The following is a 16811-nucleotide window of genomic DNA, read 5'->3' on the forward strand; positions in this document are numbered from 1 at the left end:
TCAACGCCTCCTTGTGCCGGATATGAACCGCGATACGCCGGGGCGTTTGATGCCCTTTTGAAACGGTTCAGTCGGCTTGTAAGGTTCAGCCGCAGCCGGTTGCACTGCTGGCGCTGGTTGTTGTGGCTGAGCGACGGGTGCTGCAGGCGGCGGAGCCGCTGTTGCCGGAGTTGGTGCCGGAGTTGGTGGCGTTGGCGGTGTGTAACGTGGCGGAGCAGTAGGGGCCGCTTGCACAGAAGGAGCCGCAGGCGATTGCTCTGCACCGGTTTTCCGGTGGCCCGTCCTGGCCGGGTCAATAATCATATCATCGCGTTGCGGGGGAACAGCAATTATTGGTGCTACTGAAGTTCCTGCAGCAACTCGGCCTTTGGCCGTTGCACCTTCTCCCGGTGCCGTTGGAATCTTGTTTCGCCGACGCTCACCAATCTTGCCAACCTGATCCGTAACAGTCTCTGGAATAGCAGCCCGCTCGCCACCACCGCCTTGCAGGCTGGTTTGTGCAGCAGCCTCAGCGCTGATTGCCCAATCGGCCTTGCTGGCAGCCACCTGGCAGCATTCAATAAGTGCGGTATTTTTGGCCAGCCGCCGATGTGCCTTCATATCGCCATCGCGATAGGCGTTGAGAATGCGCAGCTCAATCGGGTTCATCGAAACGGCTTCAGCAACCTTGTCCATATGGCATTCGATAGAAAAATCGACACCCGTAATCCCAAAGCCACGCATGGCAGTCGCCGGGGTCCGGTTGGTGTAGACACAATAGACATTAGACGCGACATTCGGAATGGAATACGGCCCTGGCAGATGGCCTGTGCCCTTGATGATGGCGTAGGAACTCAGCCGTGTATAAGCGCCGCAATCAAAGAACCCGGTAAACTGGCGCGCTACAATACGCCCGTCATTCATCACCCCGTCCTTGATGTACCAGCGCTCTGCGCCACGCGGCGCACCGACCTGCATTTCCTCCGCCCGGTCAAATATGTATTTTACGGGCGCGCCGGTCAGCTTGGAACCAAGCACCGCCAATGGCTCGTGCAGACTGTCCACCTTGCCGCCAAAGCCGCCACCAACCGTACCGCCGATGAAGTGCAGCTGGGAGGATGGCATATCCAGCAATTTCGCGGTTGTGCCCAATGAGAAGAACAAAGCCTGTGTGGATGTGTAGCAGACAAACCGGTTATTCGTTTCGGGAGCCGCGATGGCTCCACAAGTCTCAGTGGGAGCCTGCTCAATCGGTGACATCTGATAGCGGCCTTCGACAATGTGGTCGGCTTCAGCAAAGCCCTTGTCCACATCACCAAACCGCAGTTTTTGATGATCATACAGCTCGTGATAATCAAACGTATTGTTGGGATAGGTCTCGCTGACCACCGGTGCATTCGGCTCCAGCGCCTCTTCCACATCCAGCACATGCGGCAGCACTTCATAGTCGACACGCACAACAGCCACAGCATCACGTGCCTGCCGTTCCGTCTCGGCTATGATCGCGACAATCGGCTCGCCAATGTAAGCGACCTTCCTGCCCTGCAGAAGGGCTTCATCATCCTTGCCGAAATTGATCAGCGCCAAAAGTGTATTGAGATTATTCGGCACATCTTCCGGCCGTATAACGCGCCTGACGCCCGGCATGCGATCTGCTGCCGATGTATCAATGGAGCGGATACGCGCATGATGGTGCGGCGAGCGCACGCAACGCATATGCAGCAGCCCGTCAAACAGATGATCATCAAAATAGGGCGAGCGACCGGTCACATGGCCCAGAATATCCTGGCGGATTGTCGGTTTGCCAATTTCCTTCAGCGTGTCGTCACGCTCTTCGGCAAACAGGTCTTTTCTGAATTCAATCGAGGACATCAGGCAACTCTCCCACGCATTTGTCCTGCGGTCGCCAGGATTGCATCAATGATCGGCTCATACCCGGTGCAGCGGCAGATATTGCCCGAAATTGCTTCCACCACCTCTTCACGGCTGGGATTTGGATTTTTAGTGAGCAGCGCCTTGGCCGCCATCAACATGCCAGGTGTGCAATAGCCACATTGTGCTCCAAAGTTTTCCATGAATACGCGTTGCAGCGGATGCAATTCGGCTCCATTAGACAGGCCACCGGTTGTCTCGATGCTGCGCCCTTCCACAGTTTCAGCCAGCGTTAGACAGCTGAGATGGGGTTCTCCATCAATAAGCACCGTGCAGGTGCCGCAGGTTCCCTGGCCACAACCATATTTGGGAGACAGATCACCAACACCACGGCGCAAAGTGTCCAGCAGATTGGCACCGCCATCTACAAACAGTGCGGTCTCGGACCCGTTCAGGGTAAAGCGTACCGGTGTTTTAGCCATTATCGGTTCCCCTCACCTAACAGAACACGGCGCAGATGCACCGGCGCGACTTCGTTGCGATACCAGGCCGAGGCCAGTGAATCATCCATTGGACTGAGACCCGTCGTTGTAGCCGAGAGTGCCCGCTCAATTCCCTGTGCATCAAGGTTCACACCTTCCAGTGCTTGCTCGGCGGCCTTTGCTCGAAGCGGCGTTGGCCCCATCGCTCCAAAGGCAATCCGTGCCTGTGAAATACGCCCACCCTGACGCGGCAACCAGACCGCGATGCTCATGACTGACACACCTTTCGGTTTGACGCGGCTTACCTTGCGAAAGCGAAATTCATCGCCCATTGGCCGGGGAACGGAAACAGAGGCAACCAACCCGCGCATGGAAGAACGCGCAGACAGAAAACTCTCGATCGGCTGCCCTGATCCATCAGACAGGCGCACATTGGCATCAAGCGCCAGCAAGGCCGTTGTAAAATCGCCATAGGGATGCGGCGCAAACAGATTACCGCCAATCGTCGCCATATTGCGCACGGCGGGCCCGCCAACCTGTCTGGCAACGTCGGCCAGAAAGGACGTCTCGGAAGCTGCCATGACATCAGCCATCGTCGCACAAGCGCCAATGACAATTCTGCCGCTTTCGCTGCGAATTTCCCGTAAGCTGCGATCTCTCACCCGGACAATCCGCTGAAAACTCTGATCGCCATAATTGACGCCGCGCATGATCAGCGTTCCGCCGCCAAGAAAGCGACTTTCCGGTGTCATGGCACTGGCCGCCTGCGCCAAAGTGTCAAAGGTCTCAACTGTCAGCATAGTCTAGTCCCCAAGTCCCAAATGCGTGCGAATGGCGTTAAACCCGGTGGTGTAAATGCCGTCTCCGACAAGGGTCGCCATCTTGTCTTCCTCACCGCTTTTGGTGTCGAATTTGCTTTCCCATTCCCAAAATGTCTGGTCACCATCGGTCACCGGAAACAGGCGCACATGCGCCACGTAATTAAACAGCGGAATGGGCGTATCGAGCAGGCAGTAGCTGAACGTCTGTTCGATGTCAGACAGCGACAGCAATTGCTCACGCAGTTCCGAACCGTCCTCCAGCCGGAAACGCCGCACACAGCCAACCTGATCGCTGGCAATATTCCGCTCCACCTTGCTGGTGGCAACCGCCGGGTGCCAGCGATCATGACCATTAAAATCGCGCAGCACATCCCACACCGCTTCAACCGGTGCTGAAAGAACTGTACTGCGGATAACTTTGACCATGATCGCCTAACCCGTCCCGACCTATTTGAATTTCATGTCGGCAGGATCGAAAGTGGTGACCTGCGCATACATTAACCCATCATGGGTGACGTAGGCATCAGCGCCCTTATAGGGCTCTGCCAGCCAGTCCGCTTCCACGCGCCAGGAAACATTCACGGTGTTTTCAACCGTCTTGACCTTTTCCGCGATGAAGGTTGCACCCTTGAAGCCACCGTCTTCACGCGATGTGCAGAATCCAGCAAACACATCACCAATGGCGCGGCGACCTTCCACCCAGACACCATTTGGCAGAATAAACAGCACCTCTTCAGGATATTGCGCCATCAGCCGATCCCAATCGCATTTATTGAGCGCGTCAATATGCTCGAATGTCACCGTCTCAGCATTGGGCTGCATGGCAAGCGGCGGCAATGGTCTGGGTTCCTGCGCAATTGCGAATGACGAAGCACCTGCAAAGACAGCAGTTGTTAGAAGCAGTTTCAAAAGTTTCATGACGTTTCCTCCCGTCGTTTAAAAACCGACCCGTTTCATCAGGTTTCTAATTACCGAAATGTCGTTTCAGCGCGTCAAAACCGCCCTGAAAGACGTTGGTACCTACACCCGTTACCAAATCTGTTTCATTCGCCGGATCGCAGGCGAACTCCGCCGACCATTCACCAAAACAGCGCTCACCATCTGTGATAGGCGTCAGGCGCAATGTTGAAATGTAATCCGTAAGTGGCATCGGACTGTCGAGGATCGTGTAGGTGTAGAACATGTCGTAATCAGACAGACCCAGAAGCTGCTCGCGCAACGCATCGCCATTCTGGAGATGGAAACTGCGAATACAGCCCACCTTGTCCGACGGCAGCGCATCTTCAATACGGCTGTCACGGATACGTGGATGCCACTTCGGCAACCCGTTGAAATCCCGGATGTATTCCCAGACTTTTGCCGCTGGCGCATTGATGACGGAAGAGATGTAAACCCGAGCCATTATTTCTTGTCCCCGGATTTAGGCTCTTTGCCGTCATTGCCATCATCCTTGCCTTTTTGAGTGCGGTTGAGTTCGGCCTGCATCCGCGTCATGTCCGATGCTTCGCGGATCAGACCGCCCTGTTTGGAAATGTTCGCACCATCAATGCCGATATCCGACAACAGACTATCGATCATGGGCGCTTGAACCCGGTAGCGAAGGGCTGAATTGATCACCTCGTCGGTTGGGCTGCCGCCGCCACTGTTTCCACCACCAGACTCGCCGTCGACATTGCCCCAACCCATACCGTTGGTGCCGGAACCACCCAACTGCATGATTTTGATCTCGTTGATCTTCTCAAGCGGTTTGACAGACGCTGCCACGATACCTTCGACATGCTCCAGCATCTTGCGTTTGAAGAGCGAATGACGGGCGGCATCGGTGAGCACATTTTCTGCTTCATTGATAAGTTTCTGTGCTTCCGCCTCAACGGCTGCACGAATGCGCTCAGCTTCAGCAGCAATGCGTTTTTCTTCAGCCTGTTTTTCAGCCAGGACCACATCAACGGTTTTGCGTCTGGAAGCCTCCTCGGTCTCCTTGACTGTTTTGACCTTCTCGGCAGCCTGTGTTGCATGCGCTTTGGCTGCATCAGCTTCAGCTGCAGCTGCACTTTCGTCCAACGACTTTTTGTAAAGGTCAATCGCCTTGTCCATGAGTGCCTGCTCAACGGCATTCTCACGATTGATTTCAAGACGCCTGCGTTCGGTTTGATGACCAATCCGGGCATCATCCAGCCCACGTTCAGAGGCAATGCGCGCACGCTCGACTTCTTCCTGTGAGGCAATTTCGGCTTCCCGCAAGACCTGAACCCGAGCGATTTCGATCTGTTCCAGAACCTTTTTGCGTTCAAGCTTTTTGGTGTCCAGTTCCTGTTGCGCCAGGATTTTCTCGGCATCCACCGTTTTTTCCTTGGCAACACGCGCCGCCTCAATCGACTCATCTGCTGCTATCTGAGCGGCATCAAGAGCCAGGTTCCGGGCGATTTCCAGATTGCGGATATCTTCATCACGAGAAATTTTCTCTGATGTAGTTTCGCGTTCTTTTTCAATGCGAAGCTGATCGACCAGACGCCGGGAAGATATTTCTGCACTTTCGATAGCTTCGTTTTTCTCGATTTCACGAGACCGGATTTCAGCTTCCTTCTCAATCTCCGCAGCACGCGTATTGCGCTCTTCGGAAATACGGCGGCTGCTAATATCCTGCTGGGCCGCAATGCTGGCAGCATCAACGGTGCGGTTCCGGGCAATCTCGCGTTCACGCAGATCCTGCTCATAGGCTATGCGTTCTGCCGCAACCTTCTTCTCTTTGGCAATCCGGGCCGCTTCCAAAGCCTCAGCCTTGGCAAGTTCAGCCGATTCCAGAGCGCGCGCTCTGGCAACTTCACGTTCCTTGGTTTTCTCATCGCTTTCAATGCGTTGCAGCGAAAGTTTCGCTTCCTGCGCAATGCGGGCGGCCTCAACAGCTTCACGCGCAGCGACTTCCGCCTCATCCAGGGCTTGATTGCGCTCAATTTCCAGCTCACGGGTTGCTTTTTCAAAGGCGATGCGCTCGGCAGCAGTCGCCTTTTCCTGCGCTATGCGGCGCGCCTCTGTTGCTTCTTTGGCAGAGATTTCAGCAGCCTCAAGCGCTTTCTTGCGTCCCACTTCCCGTTCATCAGTTTCTTCACGGGCAGCAGTACGGTCGAACGAAAGCTGCTTCTCTTGCGCAATACGCGCTTTTTCAACGGCCTCTCGCGCCGCAATTTCTGCTTCATCCACTGCGCGATTGCGTTCAATCTCCAGTGCCCGGATGCGCTCTTCCTGCGCAATACGTGTTGTATCAGTGCTTTCACGAGAGGCAATTGTTGCCTCTTCAATGATGCGCTGACGTTCGATATCGAGCGAACGCGTTGCCTGTTCAGAGGCAATCCGATCAGCAGACAAAACCTTTTCGCGGGCAATCCGAGCCGCTTCGATGGCTTGTTGCGAAGCGATCTCCGCTTCTTCAAGCACCTTCTGGCGTTCGATCTCCAATTCCCGCGTTGCACGGTCAGACTTGATGCGCTCTGCATTCACGGTCGTTTCTTGCGCGATACGCAGCTTCTCGGATGCTTCACGAGACGCAATTTCCGCCTCTTGAACGGCAAGATTACGAGCAATCTCTTTCTCTTTTGTGCCTTGTTCCAAAGCAATGCGAGCTTCGGTAACACTGCGCTCCTGAGAAATACGTGCCTTTTCGATCATCTCGCGTGCCAGAATTTCTGCTTCGTCGACAGAACGTTGGCGTTCGATTTCCATGGACTGCGTGTCTTTGTCCTTGGCAATGCGCGCCTCGGTGACAGACCGTTCCTGAGAAATACGCGCTTTCTCGATGGCTTCCTTGGCCACAATATCTGCGGAATCCGTTTGTTGCTGGTTTTTGATCCGCTCTTCGCTCAGCACACGTTCCTGAGAAATCCGCGCCTTTTCAATGGCCTCATGGGATACAATTTCCGCTTCATCCACCGATTTCTTATGGGCAATTTCCTTCTGCCTAATCTTCTGTTCGGAATCGATGCGGGATTCAGCAATTTGCTGCTCGTTCTGAATGCGGGATGTTTCAATGGCTTCGCGGGACAGAAGCGATGCCTGTTCTGCCTCCTTCTCACGCTCGGCCCGTTCACGCACCAGATCGGTTCGTTGCTGCGCCCTGCGGAATTCGACTTCGCGTTCCTGATCCAGCCGTGCTTCTTCGCTTTCCTTTTCAATCTGCAAAGCCTGCTTTTCAGCTTCCAGATTGCGGCTGCGGATCTTGATCATCGCATCCTGCTCAATATCATTGCGCAGCTTGCGTCGTTCCTCGATGGATTTGATTACGGTGGTCAGACCCTCGGCATCAAAGCGATTGGACGGATTGAAATACTCGATATCAGACTGATCGATGTCAGTAATGGCCAGACTTTCCAGCTCCAGTCCGTTCTTTTCCAGACCGGCCTGAGCCGCTTCCAGCACGCGCGCAACATAGGTATTACGGTTTTCCAGCAATTCTTCACTGGTCATTTCCGCAGCTGTTGTCCGCAATGCGGAGACAAATTTACCAGCCAGAAGTGAATGCAGCCGTTCCGGTTCCAGAGTGCGACGGCCAAGGGTGGCGGCGGCCACACTCACCGATTTTTTGTCCTGCTGAACACGGACATAAAACTCGGCTTCAACATCCACGCGAATGCGGTCTTTGGTGATCAGCGCCTGCTCGCGGGCACGCGTCACTTCCAGTTGCAGCGTGTTCATATTGACCGGCGTAATGTCATGAACAATCGGCCAGACGAAAGCGCCGCCGTCGATCACGACGCGTTCACCCAGAAAACCCGTTCTGACAAACGCGATTTCCTTGGTGGAACGGCGATAAAGCCAATTCATCACCCAATACAGAATGAAAATGACGATGACTGCTAAAATCAGCCAAAGGATCAATTGTCCAATCAGTTGCCCGGTCATGGCATGCTCCCTCGTTACCGCTTAACTGCGGCCGATCTGTTTAAATTTTCTGGTCTGTTCTGTCAGTGCAATTTCAGTTGGCAGACGTTCCATTGAGGACGCGCCGTAAAATCCGTGACAATTCGATGTATGCTTCAACACGAAGGCAGCGTCTTCCGGCATGGCCACCGGCCCACCGTGAACCAACACAAGCACATCAGGATTCTCTGCCAGCGCTGCGGCCGCCCATTCATCGACAATCGCCGGGCATTGCTCCAGCGTCAGCGACGTCTCAGCGCCAATGGCACCACCTGTTGTCAGTCCAAGATGGCAGACAATGATATCCGCTCCCGCCTTGGCCATGGCCGTCGCATCCTCCGCAGAAAACACATAAGGCGTGGTCAGAAGGCCCTTTTTATGGGCCAGCGCAATCATATCGACTTCCAGACTGTAGGACATTCCGGTTTCTTCCAGATTGGCCCGAAAATTTCCGTCAATCAGACCGACAGTTGGAAAGTTCTGCACACCGGAAAAGCCGGTTGCTTTTACCTCATCAAGGAATTTATCCATGATCCGAAACGGATCGGAGGCGCAAACGCCAGCCAGCACCGGTGTGTGTTTTACCACCGGCAACACTTCACCTGCCATGTCCATGACAACAGCATTAGCATCGCCATAAGGCATCAGGCCAGCAAGGCTACCTCGGCCCGCCATGCGGTAACGCCCTGAATTATAGATCACAATCAGATCAATACCGCCCGCCTCTTCGCATTTCGCTGACAGGCCCGTACCGGCACCACCACCAATGATCGGCTCACCCTTGGCCACCATTTCCCGGTATCGCTTCATCAACTCATTGCGATCAATCATGCATTATTCTCCTGAGACTTTTTTGGTTCGCACCGAATGAAAGGTGCGGAAAGTTTGAACAACCAGATCAGCAAAGGCCTGGTCGTTGATATTGTGTGGAACCCGAATCAATTGACGGTTTGTGGTCTGGCGCACGGTTTCTTCCAAAGCACCAAACAGGGCGGCGTCAGCCTCGGGATCGTGAAACGCCATTCCAGGCGCATCAAGCATAGACACCCCGCCCTCTGGCAGGAAAAAGCGCACTGGCCCGGTCATCAAATTCAACTTCTCACCAATCCAGTGCCCCATTTGCCGGTTTTCATCCGGCGTGGTGCGCATCAGGGTGATCTGAGGATTGTGTTCGTAAAGGTTTCGGCCGCGATACTTCTCTGGCACTGTTTCCGGAGCAGCAAAATTCACCATATCCAGCGCGCCGCAGGACCCGATATAGGGCAGACCGGCACGGATTGAGGCACCGAAGCGATCTTCTGTGGCAGGAAATACACCACCGGCAATCATGTCGCAGATTTCAGTGGTGGTCAGGTCGAGAACAGCCGACAACATGCCGCTGTCCAGAAGCTTTTCCATGGACCGTCCGCCAACGCCGGTGGCATGAAACACCAGACAGTCATAATCATCTTCAAGCTGGGCGGTGACTTGCTGGATACAGGGTGTTGTGACCCCGAACATGGTGAGGCCTATGGCCGGTTTCTCCGAGGCTGCCACGGGAGCCTTTGCGCGACTTTTGACCATGCCGGCCAATGCCTGGGCACCGTTGGACAAAACTTCCCGAGTTATGGAGTTCAAGCCCTGAACATCTGCCACTGAATGCAGCATCATGATGTCTGCAGGGCCAACATACTGGCCCACATTGCCACTGGCGACAGTGGAAACAATGAGTTTCGGCACGCCAATCGGCAAAGCCCGCATAGCTGGCGCAACCAAGGCAGTGCCGCCTGAGCCTCCGGCAGAAATGATACCGGCAACATTGCTCTGATGGGCAATCCAGCGCTCGAATGCCAAGGTCATGCCAGCAACGGCCGTTCCCCGGTCACTGGTGAAGACGCCGGACACGCCCCTTGGATGGAACGCAGCAACCGCATGAGGCGGCACCTCTGCGCCAGACGGCTTGCCGCTGGTGGACAAATCCACCAATTGAACCCGCAATCCGTTTGCTTTCAGCAAATCGCGCATGAAGCGCAGTTCATCGCCCTTGGTATCCAGAGTGCCCGCCACCAATACATTTGTGGCAGCGCCTCGGGACAGCGCGCGCATGGGTTCGCTGGAACTGCTACCGCTCGCACGTTCCTGCGTCTGCGTTCTGGCACTACCTTCGATAACCCGGACTGGTACCGGTTGCGACCAGCGCGTAGGTACTTTCGGATTGGACATATAAATCCGAACCGGCCCCTGCTCGTGATCCTGATCCTTGCTCTCAGGCCTTTCTGCCAAATTGGCATCCGGCGTTTCGTCATGCGCATGCCTGCCAACGCCCAACAAGGCCTGTTGAAGGTCTCGATCACCAGCCAGCAACCCGGCATCCATGACCCGGTTGATCTTGCCATTGACCATGATGGCAACCTGTTCGGAAACCGCGCAGGCCACACCGATGTTCTGTTCGATCACGAGAACATCGACATCATCTTCACTGGCAAGCCGCACCAACATGTCAGCAACCTGATTGACGATGACCGGGGCCAACCCTTCGGTCGGCTCATCCATAACCAGCAATTTGGGGTTCAGCAGAAGCGCTCTGCCAATAGCCAGCATCTGCTGTTCGCCACCAGATAATTGCGCGCCACCATTGGTTTTGCGTTCCGCCAGTCTTGGGAAGGTTGAATAGATACGCTCAGGCGTCCAGGCACCGCCCTTACGCGCAACAAGCAAAAGATGCTCATCCACTGTAAGCGACCGCCACAGCCGACGTCCCTGGGGCACATAGCCAATGCCAAGCCGGGCAATCTGGGCAGGCGTCAATCCTGCAAGCGATTGCCCATTGAAACTGATGGAGCCAGCCGCCATTGGCTCCAGACCCATAATGGTCTTGCAAAGGGTTGTTTTCCCCATGCCATTTCGCCCAACCACGGACAATACGCCACGGCTTAATGTCAAATCCACGCCTTGCAAGGCATGGGATTGACCATAATAGACATTGAGGTCTCGAACCTCGAGAACAGGGCCTGATCGATCAGCCATCATCACCCCCCAGATAAAGCGCCTGAACTTCTGGATCCTCTTCAATTTCAGCAGGTTTGCCTTCTTTGAAGATGCGGCCATTGTGCATCATGGTTACGGATTCTGCGACCCGCAGAGCCACATCCATATCATGCTCAATAATGATGTAGCCCATATGCGATGGCAGCCCGGTGAGGATTTCCACCAATTCTCCGCGCTCAGTCGGCGACAGGCCCGCAGCTGGTTCATCAAACAGAATGAAGCGCGGTGCACCGGACAAGGCCATAGCAATTTCAAGCTGACGTTGCTGACCATAGGACAGGACGGAAACCGGCGTGTCTTTCGCATCTTCCAGATGCACCACCCGCACCAGGTCCTCGGCACTTGCCATCAACGCATCATTGCGACGTGGGCGAATAAACGAAAAGCGACCGCGCGATACGCCGCAGCAGGCCAGATACACATTATCCAGAACCGTCAAACCGGTGAATAGCAATGAGATTTGATACGTCCGACGCAACCCGCGCCGAATACGCTCATGAGCAGGAAACTCGGAAATATCTTCACCGAAAAACCGAATTGATCCGCCGGTCGGCAGGAAGTCACCCGTTATGCAATTGAAAAGCGTGGTCTTGCCAGCACCATTTGATCCCAGCACGGCACGACGCTCCCCCGGGCGCACTGTGATGCTTATGTCAGAAAGAGCCGCAAGAGCACCAAACAGTTTTGAAACACCGCGCAATTCCAATGCATTGGCCGTGCCGGTGGCGTTCAGCCGTTCTGCAACTGTCACGGGAGCATTCATAGTTTGCTCTTTCCGGCATCACGCAAGGGATCTTTGTTGCTTCTCTGGCGCCATTTGTTCCAAAGGCCCAAAATTCCATCTGGTGACCAGAACACGATCACAAGGAAGCTGATGCCGATGAGCAATTGAAAACGCTCACCTCCCAGACCCAGCGCCGTTAGCACATCGATCGAGAATGTTTTAAGAAGCACGTAGATGAATGCCCCGATAAAGGGGCCAATCGGGTGCCGCATACCGCCAATCACCGCAATGATCAGAATATCAATAACGGGTCCGACACCGGCAGTTCCGGGTGAAACCTGCGCAGACTGCCATGTCAGCAAGATGCCACCAATGGCTGCAATCAACGCAGCAAAAGCATAGGCGGCGACCCGATGGGCGTTCACATTGAATCCCAGCGCGGCCATCCGACGCGGATTATCGCGCACGCCCTGAAGCGCCAGACCAAAAGGCGCACGGGAGAGATAGAGGACAATCAGATAGGCAACGACTGCCCAGAACAGAGTCAGGTAGTAGAAGGCCTTGCTGCCGCGCCAGTCCACTCCAAACAGATAGGGCGGCAACACACCATTGAAACCGGAAAAGCCGTTAAAAACCACATAGTTCTGGCGTGTGAAGTAGAAAAAGGCTGACGCAATGGCCAGCGTAATCATGATCGTATAAATGCCTTCGGTGCGCACAGACAGCCAGCCCACTACCGCACCGAACAGCATGGCAACAATAAGCGCGATTGGAATGGACACATACCAGGGCCAACCCTGACTGATGCCGGTAATGGCGCTGTCGCCGAAAATCGCTATCATGTACCCCGCCAGTGCGGCAATGGTCATCTGCACAAGGCTGACCATCCCACCATAGCCCGCCAGAAACATCAGGCTGAGAGCAATCATGCCGAGAATAAAGGACCAGCCAAATATCTGATACAGCGTAAAATCACTGGCAAAGATCGGCATGATCAACAGCAGGATCGCAACGATCCAATATTGAACAGGCACCTGCTCGGCCCAGCCGACTTTGCGGCCTTCCGTATCCGCCGCTCCGCTTTCATCGATCACAGCCATATTCTAGGCTCTCCCCAACAGGCCCTGAGGCCGGAATGCAAGAACCACGACCATGATCAGGAACGTCAGCACCACCGCGTAGGTGGGAAAATAGACCGAGCCAAGCTGTTCAGCCAGACCAATAACAAGCGCGCCAATGGCTGCGCCGGGGATAGATCCCATGCCACCGACGATCACGACAACCAATGATGCCAATAAGAACCGGATATCTTCGCCGGGCGCGACAGATTGGAAGGTTCCACCAACCACCCCTGCAACACCTGCCAGACCTGCGCCAAAGGCAAACACGCCAATAAACACAATCTGAATGCGGGCACCTGTTGCGGACAGCATGTCACGATCATCGACACCAGCACGAATGAGCATCCCGATGCGGGTACGGTTCAGCAGCATCCACATGCCCAGCCCGATCACAACTGACGCGACAAAAATCACGATCCGCACAATCGGATATTTCAGATAGACCAATTCACCAGAGCTTTTCGCGCCCGTGACAAAGAAGGTCGTCAACGGACCGCTCAGCCATTGCGGTGGGGAAATATTGAAGAAATCACCGCCAAATGACCACAACATCAGATCAGCCATAACAATGGAAATACCAATGGTTACAAGCGTCTGGCGCAAATCTTCACCTTCCATCTTCTGGAAAACGAATATCTGCATAAGGATGCCAAGCAGCCCCACGACAACAAAGGCCGCTGGAAACGCCAGCAGCCAGTATCCGGTCATATCGGCCACAAAGAAGCCGATATAGCCGCCCAGAAGATACAGCGAACCATGCGCCAGATTGACGTTGCGCATCAGCCCGAAAATAAGCGTGAAACCACTGGCGACCAGAAAGTAGAGGCCGCCCAGAGTAATGCCGTTAAACAGCGCATTGAGGAAGATTTTCTTGCGGCCAATGGCGTCCACCAGCCAGTCCGGCCAAATCGCAAAAATCATCCACAGCAGGACAGCAGCTGCAATCACGATGATGCCGCTCCAAACTGGATGTCGATTGGCAAATTGTCTCATCGCATGCCCACCAGACAAGCCTGATGGTCAGGACAATTCAATCCGTCTGTCCAGATACCAGTCATGTATGGCGGCTCCTCCAAGCTCGTCCTACCCATCCAGACCATCGACGATTTGCGATACCGGACCTGCCGCCCGTTGAAGGGCCGCTCTATGAGAAACGCTAAAGGGCTTTACCCGATTTAGGCATACCCGAAAGTCTTCCCGGGTGGCATATCATAGGGAAAACGACCGATGCGGCAACGCCGGAGTCTGAACTTCGGTCCGGACTCAATTAGCAGGCTGGATTTGTGCGTGGGTTTTTGGTCAGGATAAGGAGCGAAGGTGCTGGAAACCGTTTGGTTTTCAAGCCTTTGCGTTGACATCCTGCCCAGACCTCACGCATCCCATAGGGATGCTGCCTCCCAATTGAGTTCAGACCCTAAATGATATGCGCAACCCTGCGATAATCGCTGGGTGGAATCCCGACATTGGACGTGAAGAACCGAGTGAAGCTGGCTTGCGAAGAAAAGCCCAGATCATAGCCGATATCTGTCACCGATTTGCTGGTGGTCATCAAATCTTCAATTGCCTGCTCAGAGCGCAGCGTATTGAGATATATGTTCGGCGTTATGCCCATCTGCTTCTTGAACAGCTTGAAAAAATGTGGCCGAGACAGTCCCGCCTGCCTTGCAAGCCATTCAATTTCAACATCATCGGTGAACATTTCCTGCATCAGCCGAAGAGAACGGCGAACCCGATAGTCTGTGAACTTGGTCCGCATGCCCTGCAGTGGAGTGCGGTCATTGACCCCATGCCAGGATTGATCGAAACACTGGCGCGTTGCCTCATAAAGAAACCCGTCGAACAAATCTGAATTCTCTTCTTCAAGCAACAGTGCGGTCAGACGATTGACCCATTTCTTGACAGTCGGCGTCAGTTCAATACAGGGGCTGCCAAAGCTCAACGCAAACTCCGCTGAATGGCTTGTCTCCAGGAACCACATTGGCTTGATGTAAAGCACAAGACACAGGCACGCATCGCCGTTTTCCGTCAGTTCAAAGCTGTGAGGTTCCCAGGGGCCGACGGCCACCGCATAGGATTCATCAGCCGGAAAAGCCGCGTCTCCGACACTCACAGATGCCTTGGACCCGCTGAGATAAAAGATCAAATGCCCCTCACGATGGGCATGTGTAATGATCGGCTTATCCAACTGATAAAGCGCGGCGCGACCAAACGCTCCGTGGTGAACGGATATAGCTTCGCTCATGTATTCCTCCCTGGGGTCAACATCCGGCCTCTGCGTGCCTTTGGATGCAAAAGTATGAGCAGACTGCAAATCAACACAATCACTACCGGAATTTGGCAATACTCATGGGTTAAGCAAGAGACTATGAGTTATGCCAAGAGATCGCAAGTCGATCCGCAGATCAACCGGCATATTTGGCCCGGTGTCGGCTGAGAAATCAGGGGGCGGTATAAGCTGTTTTTACGATTGTGAAGAATTCTCGAGCATAGCTGCCCTGCTCTCTGGCACCATAGCTTGAAGCTTTTCGCCCGCCGAAAGGCACGTGGTAGTCGACCCCCGCCGTCGGCAGATTGACCATAACCATCCCCGCCTCCGCATGACGCTTGAAGTGGCTGGCATATTTCAGGCTCGTGGTGCAAATTCCGGACGACAGACCGAATTCCGTGTCATTGGCAACATGAAGAGCCTCGTCATAATCCTTCACACGAATGACAGAAGCCACAGGACCAAAGACCTCTTCGCGGTTGATCCGCATCGTGTTCTGCGTATCCGTGATCAAAGCCGGTTGAAAGTAGAAGCCTTGTTTCTCCCGTCGCAGCTCCTCTCCACCAACGCGCACATTCCCGCCTTGCGCACGCGCAATGGCAACGTAATCAAGGTCTTGCTGCAATTGGGTCTCGTCGACCACTGGTCCTATTTGTGTGGTTGACTTCAAAGCATCATCAACAACCAGCATCCGCACTCTGTCAATCACCGCTTCCACAAAGCGGTTGTGAATTCCTTCGGTTACAATGATTCTGGACGAAGCTGTGCAGCGTTGTCCTGTTGAGAAAAAGGCGCCATTGACCGTACACTCAACAGCTGTTTCCAGATCGGCGTCATCCAGAATGACAAAGGGATTTTTGCCACCCATTTCAAGCTGGACTTTCTTCATTTGCTTCATGCAGGCATCACCAACCCGCGCACCGGTTGCAACCGATCCGGTAAACGAAATTGCATCAACCCTGGGATTCTCCAGCATTTCCTGTCCGACAACCGACCCCGGTCCCATGACCAGATTTACAACGCCGGCAGGCGCGCCCGAACGATGCAGAATATCAGCAAGAACCCAAGCACATCCCGGAACCAGTTCGGCAGGCTTCATGACCACAGTATTGCCGTAGCAAATGGCAGGAGCCATTTTCCACGCAGGAATGGCAATTGGAAAGTTCCACGGTGCAATAATCCCAACTACGCCAACCGGTTCGCGGGTTACATCCACTTCGACACCCGGCCTTACGGACGCAAGCTTGTCACCGGTCAACCGCAACGCTTCACCGGCAAAGAAATCAAAAATCTGTGCTGCACGTGTGGTCTCCGCAACACCTTCGGCAAGGGTTTTACCCTCTTCCCGGCTTAGCAACCGGCCAATTTCATCCTTGCGCTGCAGAATTTCATTGGCCGTCCGCAACAACACATCATGTCTTTGCTGCGGCGTGCTGTGGCCCCATTTTTCGCCCGCCTGCGCAGCCGCTTGGATGGCAGCCTGAGTTTCGGCAATTCCGGCCTGCGCATAAACGTCAATCACGTCACTGATATCAGAGGGATTGATATTATCCCGTCCGTGAGACGTGGTTATCCATTCGCCATTGATCAGCAAAGGTTTCATAAGTC

14 protein-coding genes are annotated in these 16811 nt (G+C 54.3%); all 14 read right to left on the reverse strand.

Translation table 11 applies throughout. The features are described from left to right. The 14 genes from RAL91_RS15435 to RAL91_RS15500 all read right to left on the reverse strand — a co-directional run bounded on the left by RAL91_RS15435 (position 1) and on the right by RAL91_RS15500 (position 16806). Positions 1–1851, reverse strand: coding sequence for a xanthine dehydrogenase family protein molybdopterin-binding subunit (locus tag RAL91_RS15435; RefSeq protein WP_306257128.1), 1851 nt, complete (start codon positions 1849–1851; stop codon positions 1–3). Beyond that, positions 1851–2333, reverse strand: a complete 483-nt coding sequence (locus RAL91_RS15440) for a (2Fe-2S)-binding protein (protein ID WP_306257129.1) — start codon at positions 2331–2333, stop codon at positions 1851–1853. The genes RAL91_RS15435 and RAL91_RS15440 overlap by 1 nt, the downstream gene beginning before the upstream one ends. Beyond that, positions 2333–3133, reverse strand: a complete 801-nt coding sequence (locus RAL91_RS15445; RefSeq protein WP_306257130.1) for a xanthine dehydrogenase family protein subunit M — start codon at positions 3131–3133, stop codon at positions 2333–2335. The genes RAL91_RS15440 and RAL91_RS15445 overlap by 1 nt, the downstream gene beginning before the upstream one ends. A 3-nt stretch (positions 3134–3136) precedes the next feature. Then, positions 3137–3580 carry an SRPBCC family protein gene (locus RAL91_RS15450; protein ID WP_306257131.1) on the reverse strand — a complete coding sequence of 148 codons (444 nt, stop codon included), beginning with the start codon at positions 3578–3580 and terminating at the stop codon, positions 3137–3139. Positions 3581–3601: 21 nt separating this feature from the next. Then, complete coding sequence (locus RAL91_RS15455; protein WP_306257133.1) at positions 3602–4072, reverse strand: nuclear transport factor 2 family protein; 471 nt, start codon at positions 4070–4072, stop codon at positions 3602–3604. A gap of 46 nt (positions 4073–4118) precedes the next feature. Continuing rightward, positions 4119–4556 (reverse strand): SRPBCC family protein, encoded by a 438-nt coding sequence (locus RAL91_RS15460; protein WP_306257135.1) that lies wholly within the window; start codon positions 4554–4556, stop codon positions 4119–4121. Beyond that, positions 4556–8047, reverse strand: coding sequence for a flotillin family protein (locus tag RAL91_RS15465; protein WP_306257136.1), 3492 nt, complete (start codon positions 8045–8047; stop codon positions 4556–4558). Before RAL91_RS15465 ends, RAL91_RS15460 begins: the two co-directional genes overlap by 1 nt. Before the next feature lie 21 nt (positions 8048–8068). After that, a complete protein-coding gene (locus RAL91_RS15470; RefSeq protein ID WP_306257138.1) occupies positions 8069–8896 on the reverse strand; it encodes a phosphoenolpyruvate hydrolase family protein in 828 nt (275 codons plus the stop codon). Positions 8897–8899: 3 nt separating this feature from the next. Further along, positions 8900–11071, reverse strand: a complete 2172-nt coding sequence (locus RAL91_RS15475) for an ABC transporter permease (protein ID WP_306257139.1) — start codon at positions 11069–11071, stop codon at positions 8900–8902. After that, positions 11064–11855, reverse strand: coding sequence for an ABC transporter ATP-binding protein (locus RAL91_RS15480; RefSeq protein WP_306257140.1), 792 nt, complete (start codon positions 11853–11855; stop codon positions 11064–11066). Before RAL91_RS15480 ends, RAL91_RS15475 begins: the two co-directional genes overlap by 8 nt. Then, positions 11852–12916 carry a branched-chain amino acid ABC transporter permease gene (locus tag RAL91_RS15485; RefSeq protein WP_306257141.1) on the reverse strand — a complete coding sequence of 355 codons (1065 nt, stop codon included), beginning with the start codon at positions 12914–12916 and terminating at the stop codon, positions 11852–11854. The genes RAL91_RS15480 and RAL91_RS15485 overlap by 4 nt, the downstream gene beginning before the upstream one ends. Positions 12917–12919: 3 nt before the next feature. Next, positions 12920–13930, reverse strand: a complete 1011-nt coding sequence (locus RAL91_RS15490) for a branched-chain amino acid ABC transporter permease (protein WP_306257142.1) — start codon at positions 13928–13930, stop codon at positions 12920–12922. Positions 13931–14351: 421 nt separating this feature from the next. Then, complete coding sequence (locus RAL91_RS15495; protein ID WP_306257144.1) at positions 14352–15179, reverse strand: AraC family transcriptional regulator; 828 nt, start codon at positions 15177–15179, stop codon at positions 14352–14354. 196 nt (positions 15180–15375) lie between these two features. Continuing rightward, positions 15376–16806, reverse strand: a complete 1431-nt coding sequence (locus RAL91_RS15500) for an aldehyde dehydrogenase family protein (protein WP_306257146.1) — start codon at positions 16804–16806, stop codon at positions 15376–15378. Between the last annotated feature and the right edge of the window lie 5 nt (positions 16807–16811).

It is taken from the genome of Pararhizobium sp. IMCC21322, assembly GCF_030758295.1.
Taxonomy (GTDB): domain Bacteria; phylum Pseudomonadota; class Alphaproteobacteria; order Rhizobiales.

Coding starts and splice junctions, on each gene's coding strand:
- RAL91_RS15450 (WP_306257131.1), bottom strand. CDS start 3,580: ATGGTCAAAGTTATCCGCAGTACAGTTCTTTCAGCACCGGTTGAAGCG.
- RAL91_RS15485 (WP_306257141.1), bottom strand. CDS start 12,916: ATGGCTGTGATCGATGAAAGCGGAGCGGCGGATACGGAAGGCCGCAAA.
- RAL91_RS15460 (WP_306257135.1), bottom strand. CDS start 4,556: ATGGCTCGGGTTTACATCTCTTCCGTCATCAATGCGCCAGCGGCAAAA.
- RAL91_RS15455 (WP_306257133.1), bottom strand. CDS start 4,072: ATGAAACTTTTGAAACTGCTTCTAACAACTGCTGTCTTTGCAGGTGCT.
- RAL91_RS15475 (WP_306257139.1), bottom strand. CDS start 11,071: ATGGCTGATCGATCAGGCCCTGTTCTCGAGGTTCGAGACCTCAATGTC.
- RAL91_RS15465 (WP_306257136.1), bottom strand. CDS start 8,047: ATGACCGGGCAACTGATTGGACAATTGATCCTTTGGCTGATTTTAGCA.
- RAL91_RS15480 (WP_306257140.1), bottom strand. CDS start 11,855: ATGAATGCTCCCGTGACAGTTGCAGAACGGCTGAACGCCACCGGCACG.
- RAL91_RS15490 (WP_306257142.1), bottom strand. CDS start 13,930: ATGAGACAATTTGCCAATCGACATCCAGTTTGGAGCGGCATCATCGTG.
- RAL91_RS15435 (WP_306257128.1), bottom strand. CDS start 1,851: ATGTCCTCGATTGAATTCAGAAAAGACCTGTTTGCCGAAGAGCGTGAC.
- RAL91_RS15470 (WP_306257138.1), bottom strand. CDS start 8,896: ATGATTGATCGCAATGAGTTGATGAAGCGATACCGGGAAATGGTGGCC.
- RAL91_RS15500 (WP_306257146.1), bottom strand. CDS start 16,806: ATGAAACCTTTGCTGATCAATGGCGAATGGATAACCACGTCTCACGGA.
- RAL91_RS15445 (WP_306257130.1), bottom strand. CDS start 3,133: ATGCTGACAGTTGAGACCTTTGACACTTTGGCGCAGGCGGCCAGTGCC.
- RAL91_RS15495 (WP_306257144.1), bottom strand. CDS start 15,179: ATGAGCGAAGCTATATCCGTTCACCACGGAGCGTTTGGTCGCGCCGCG.
- RAL91_RS15440 (WP_306257129.1), bottom strand. CDS start 2,333: ATGGCTAAAACACCGGTACGCTTTACCCTGAACGGGTCCGAGACCGCA.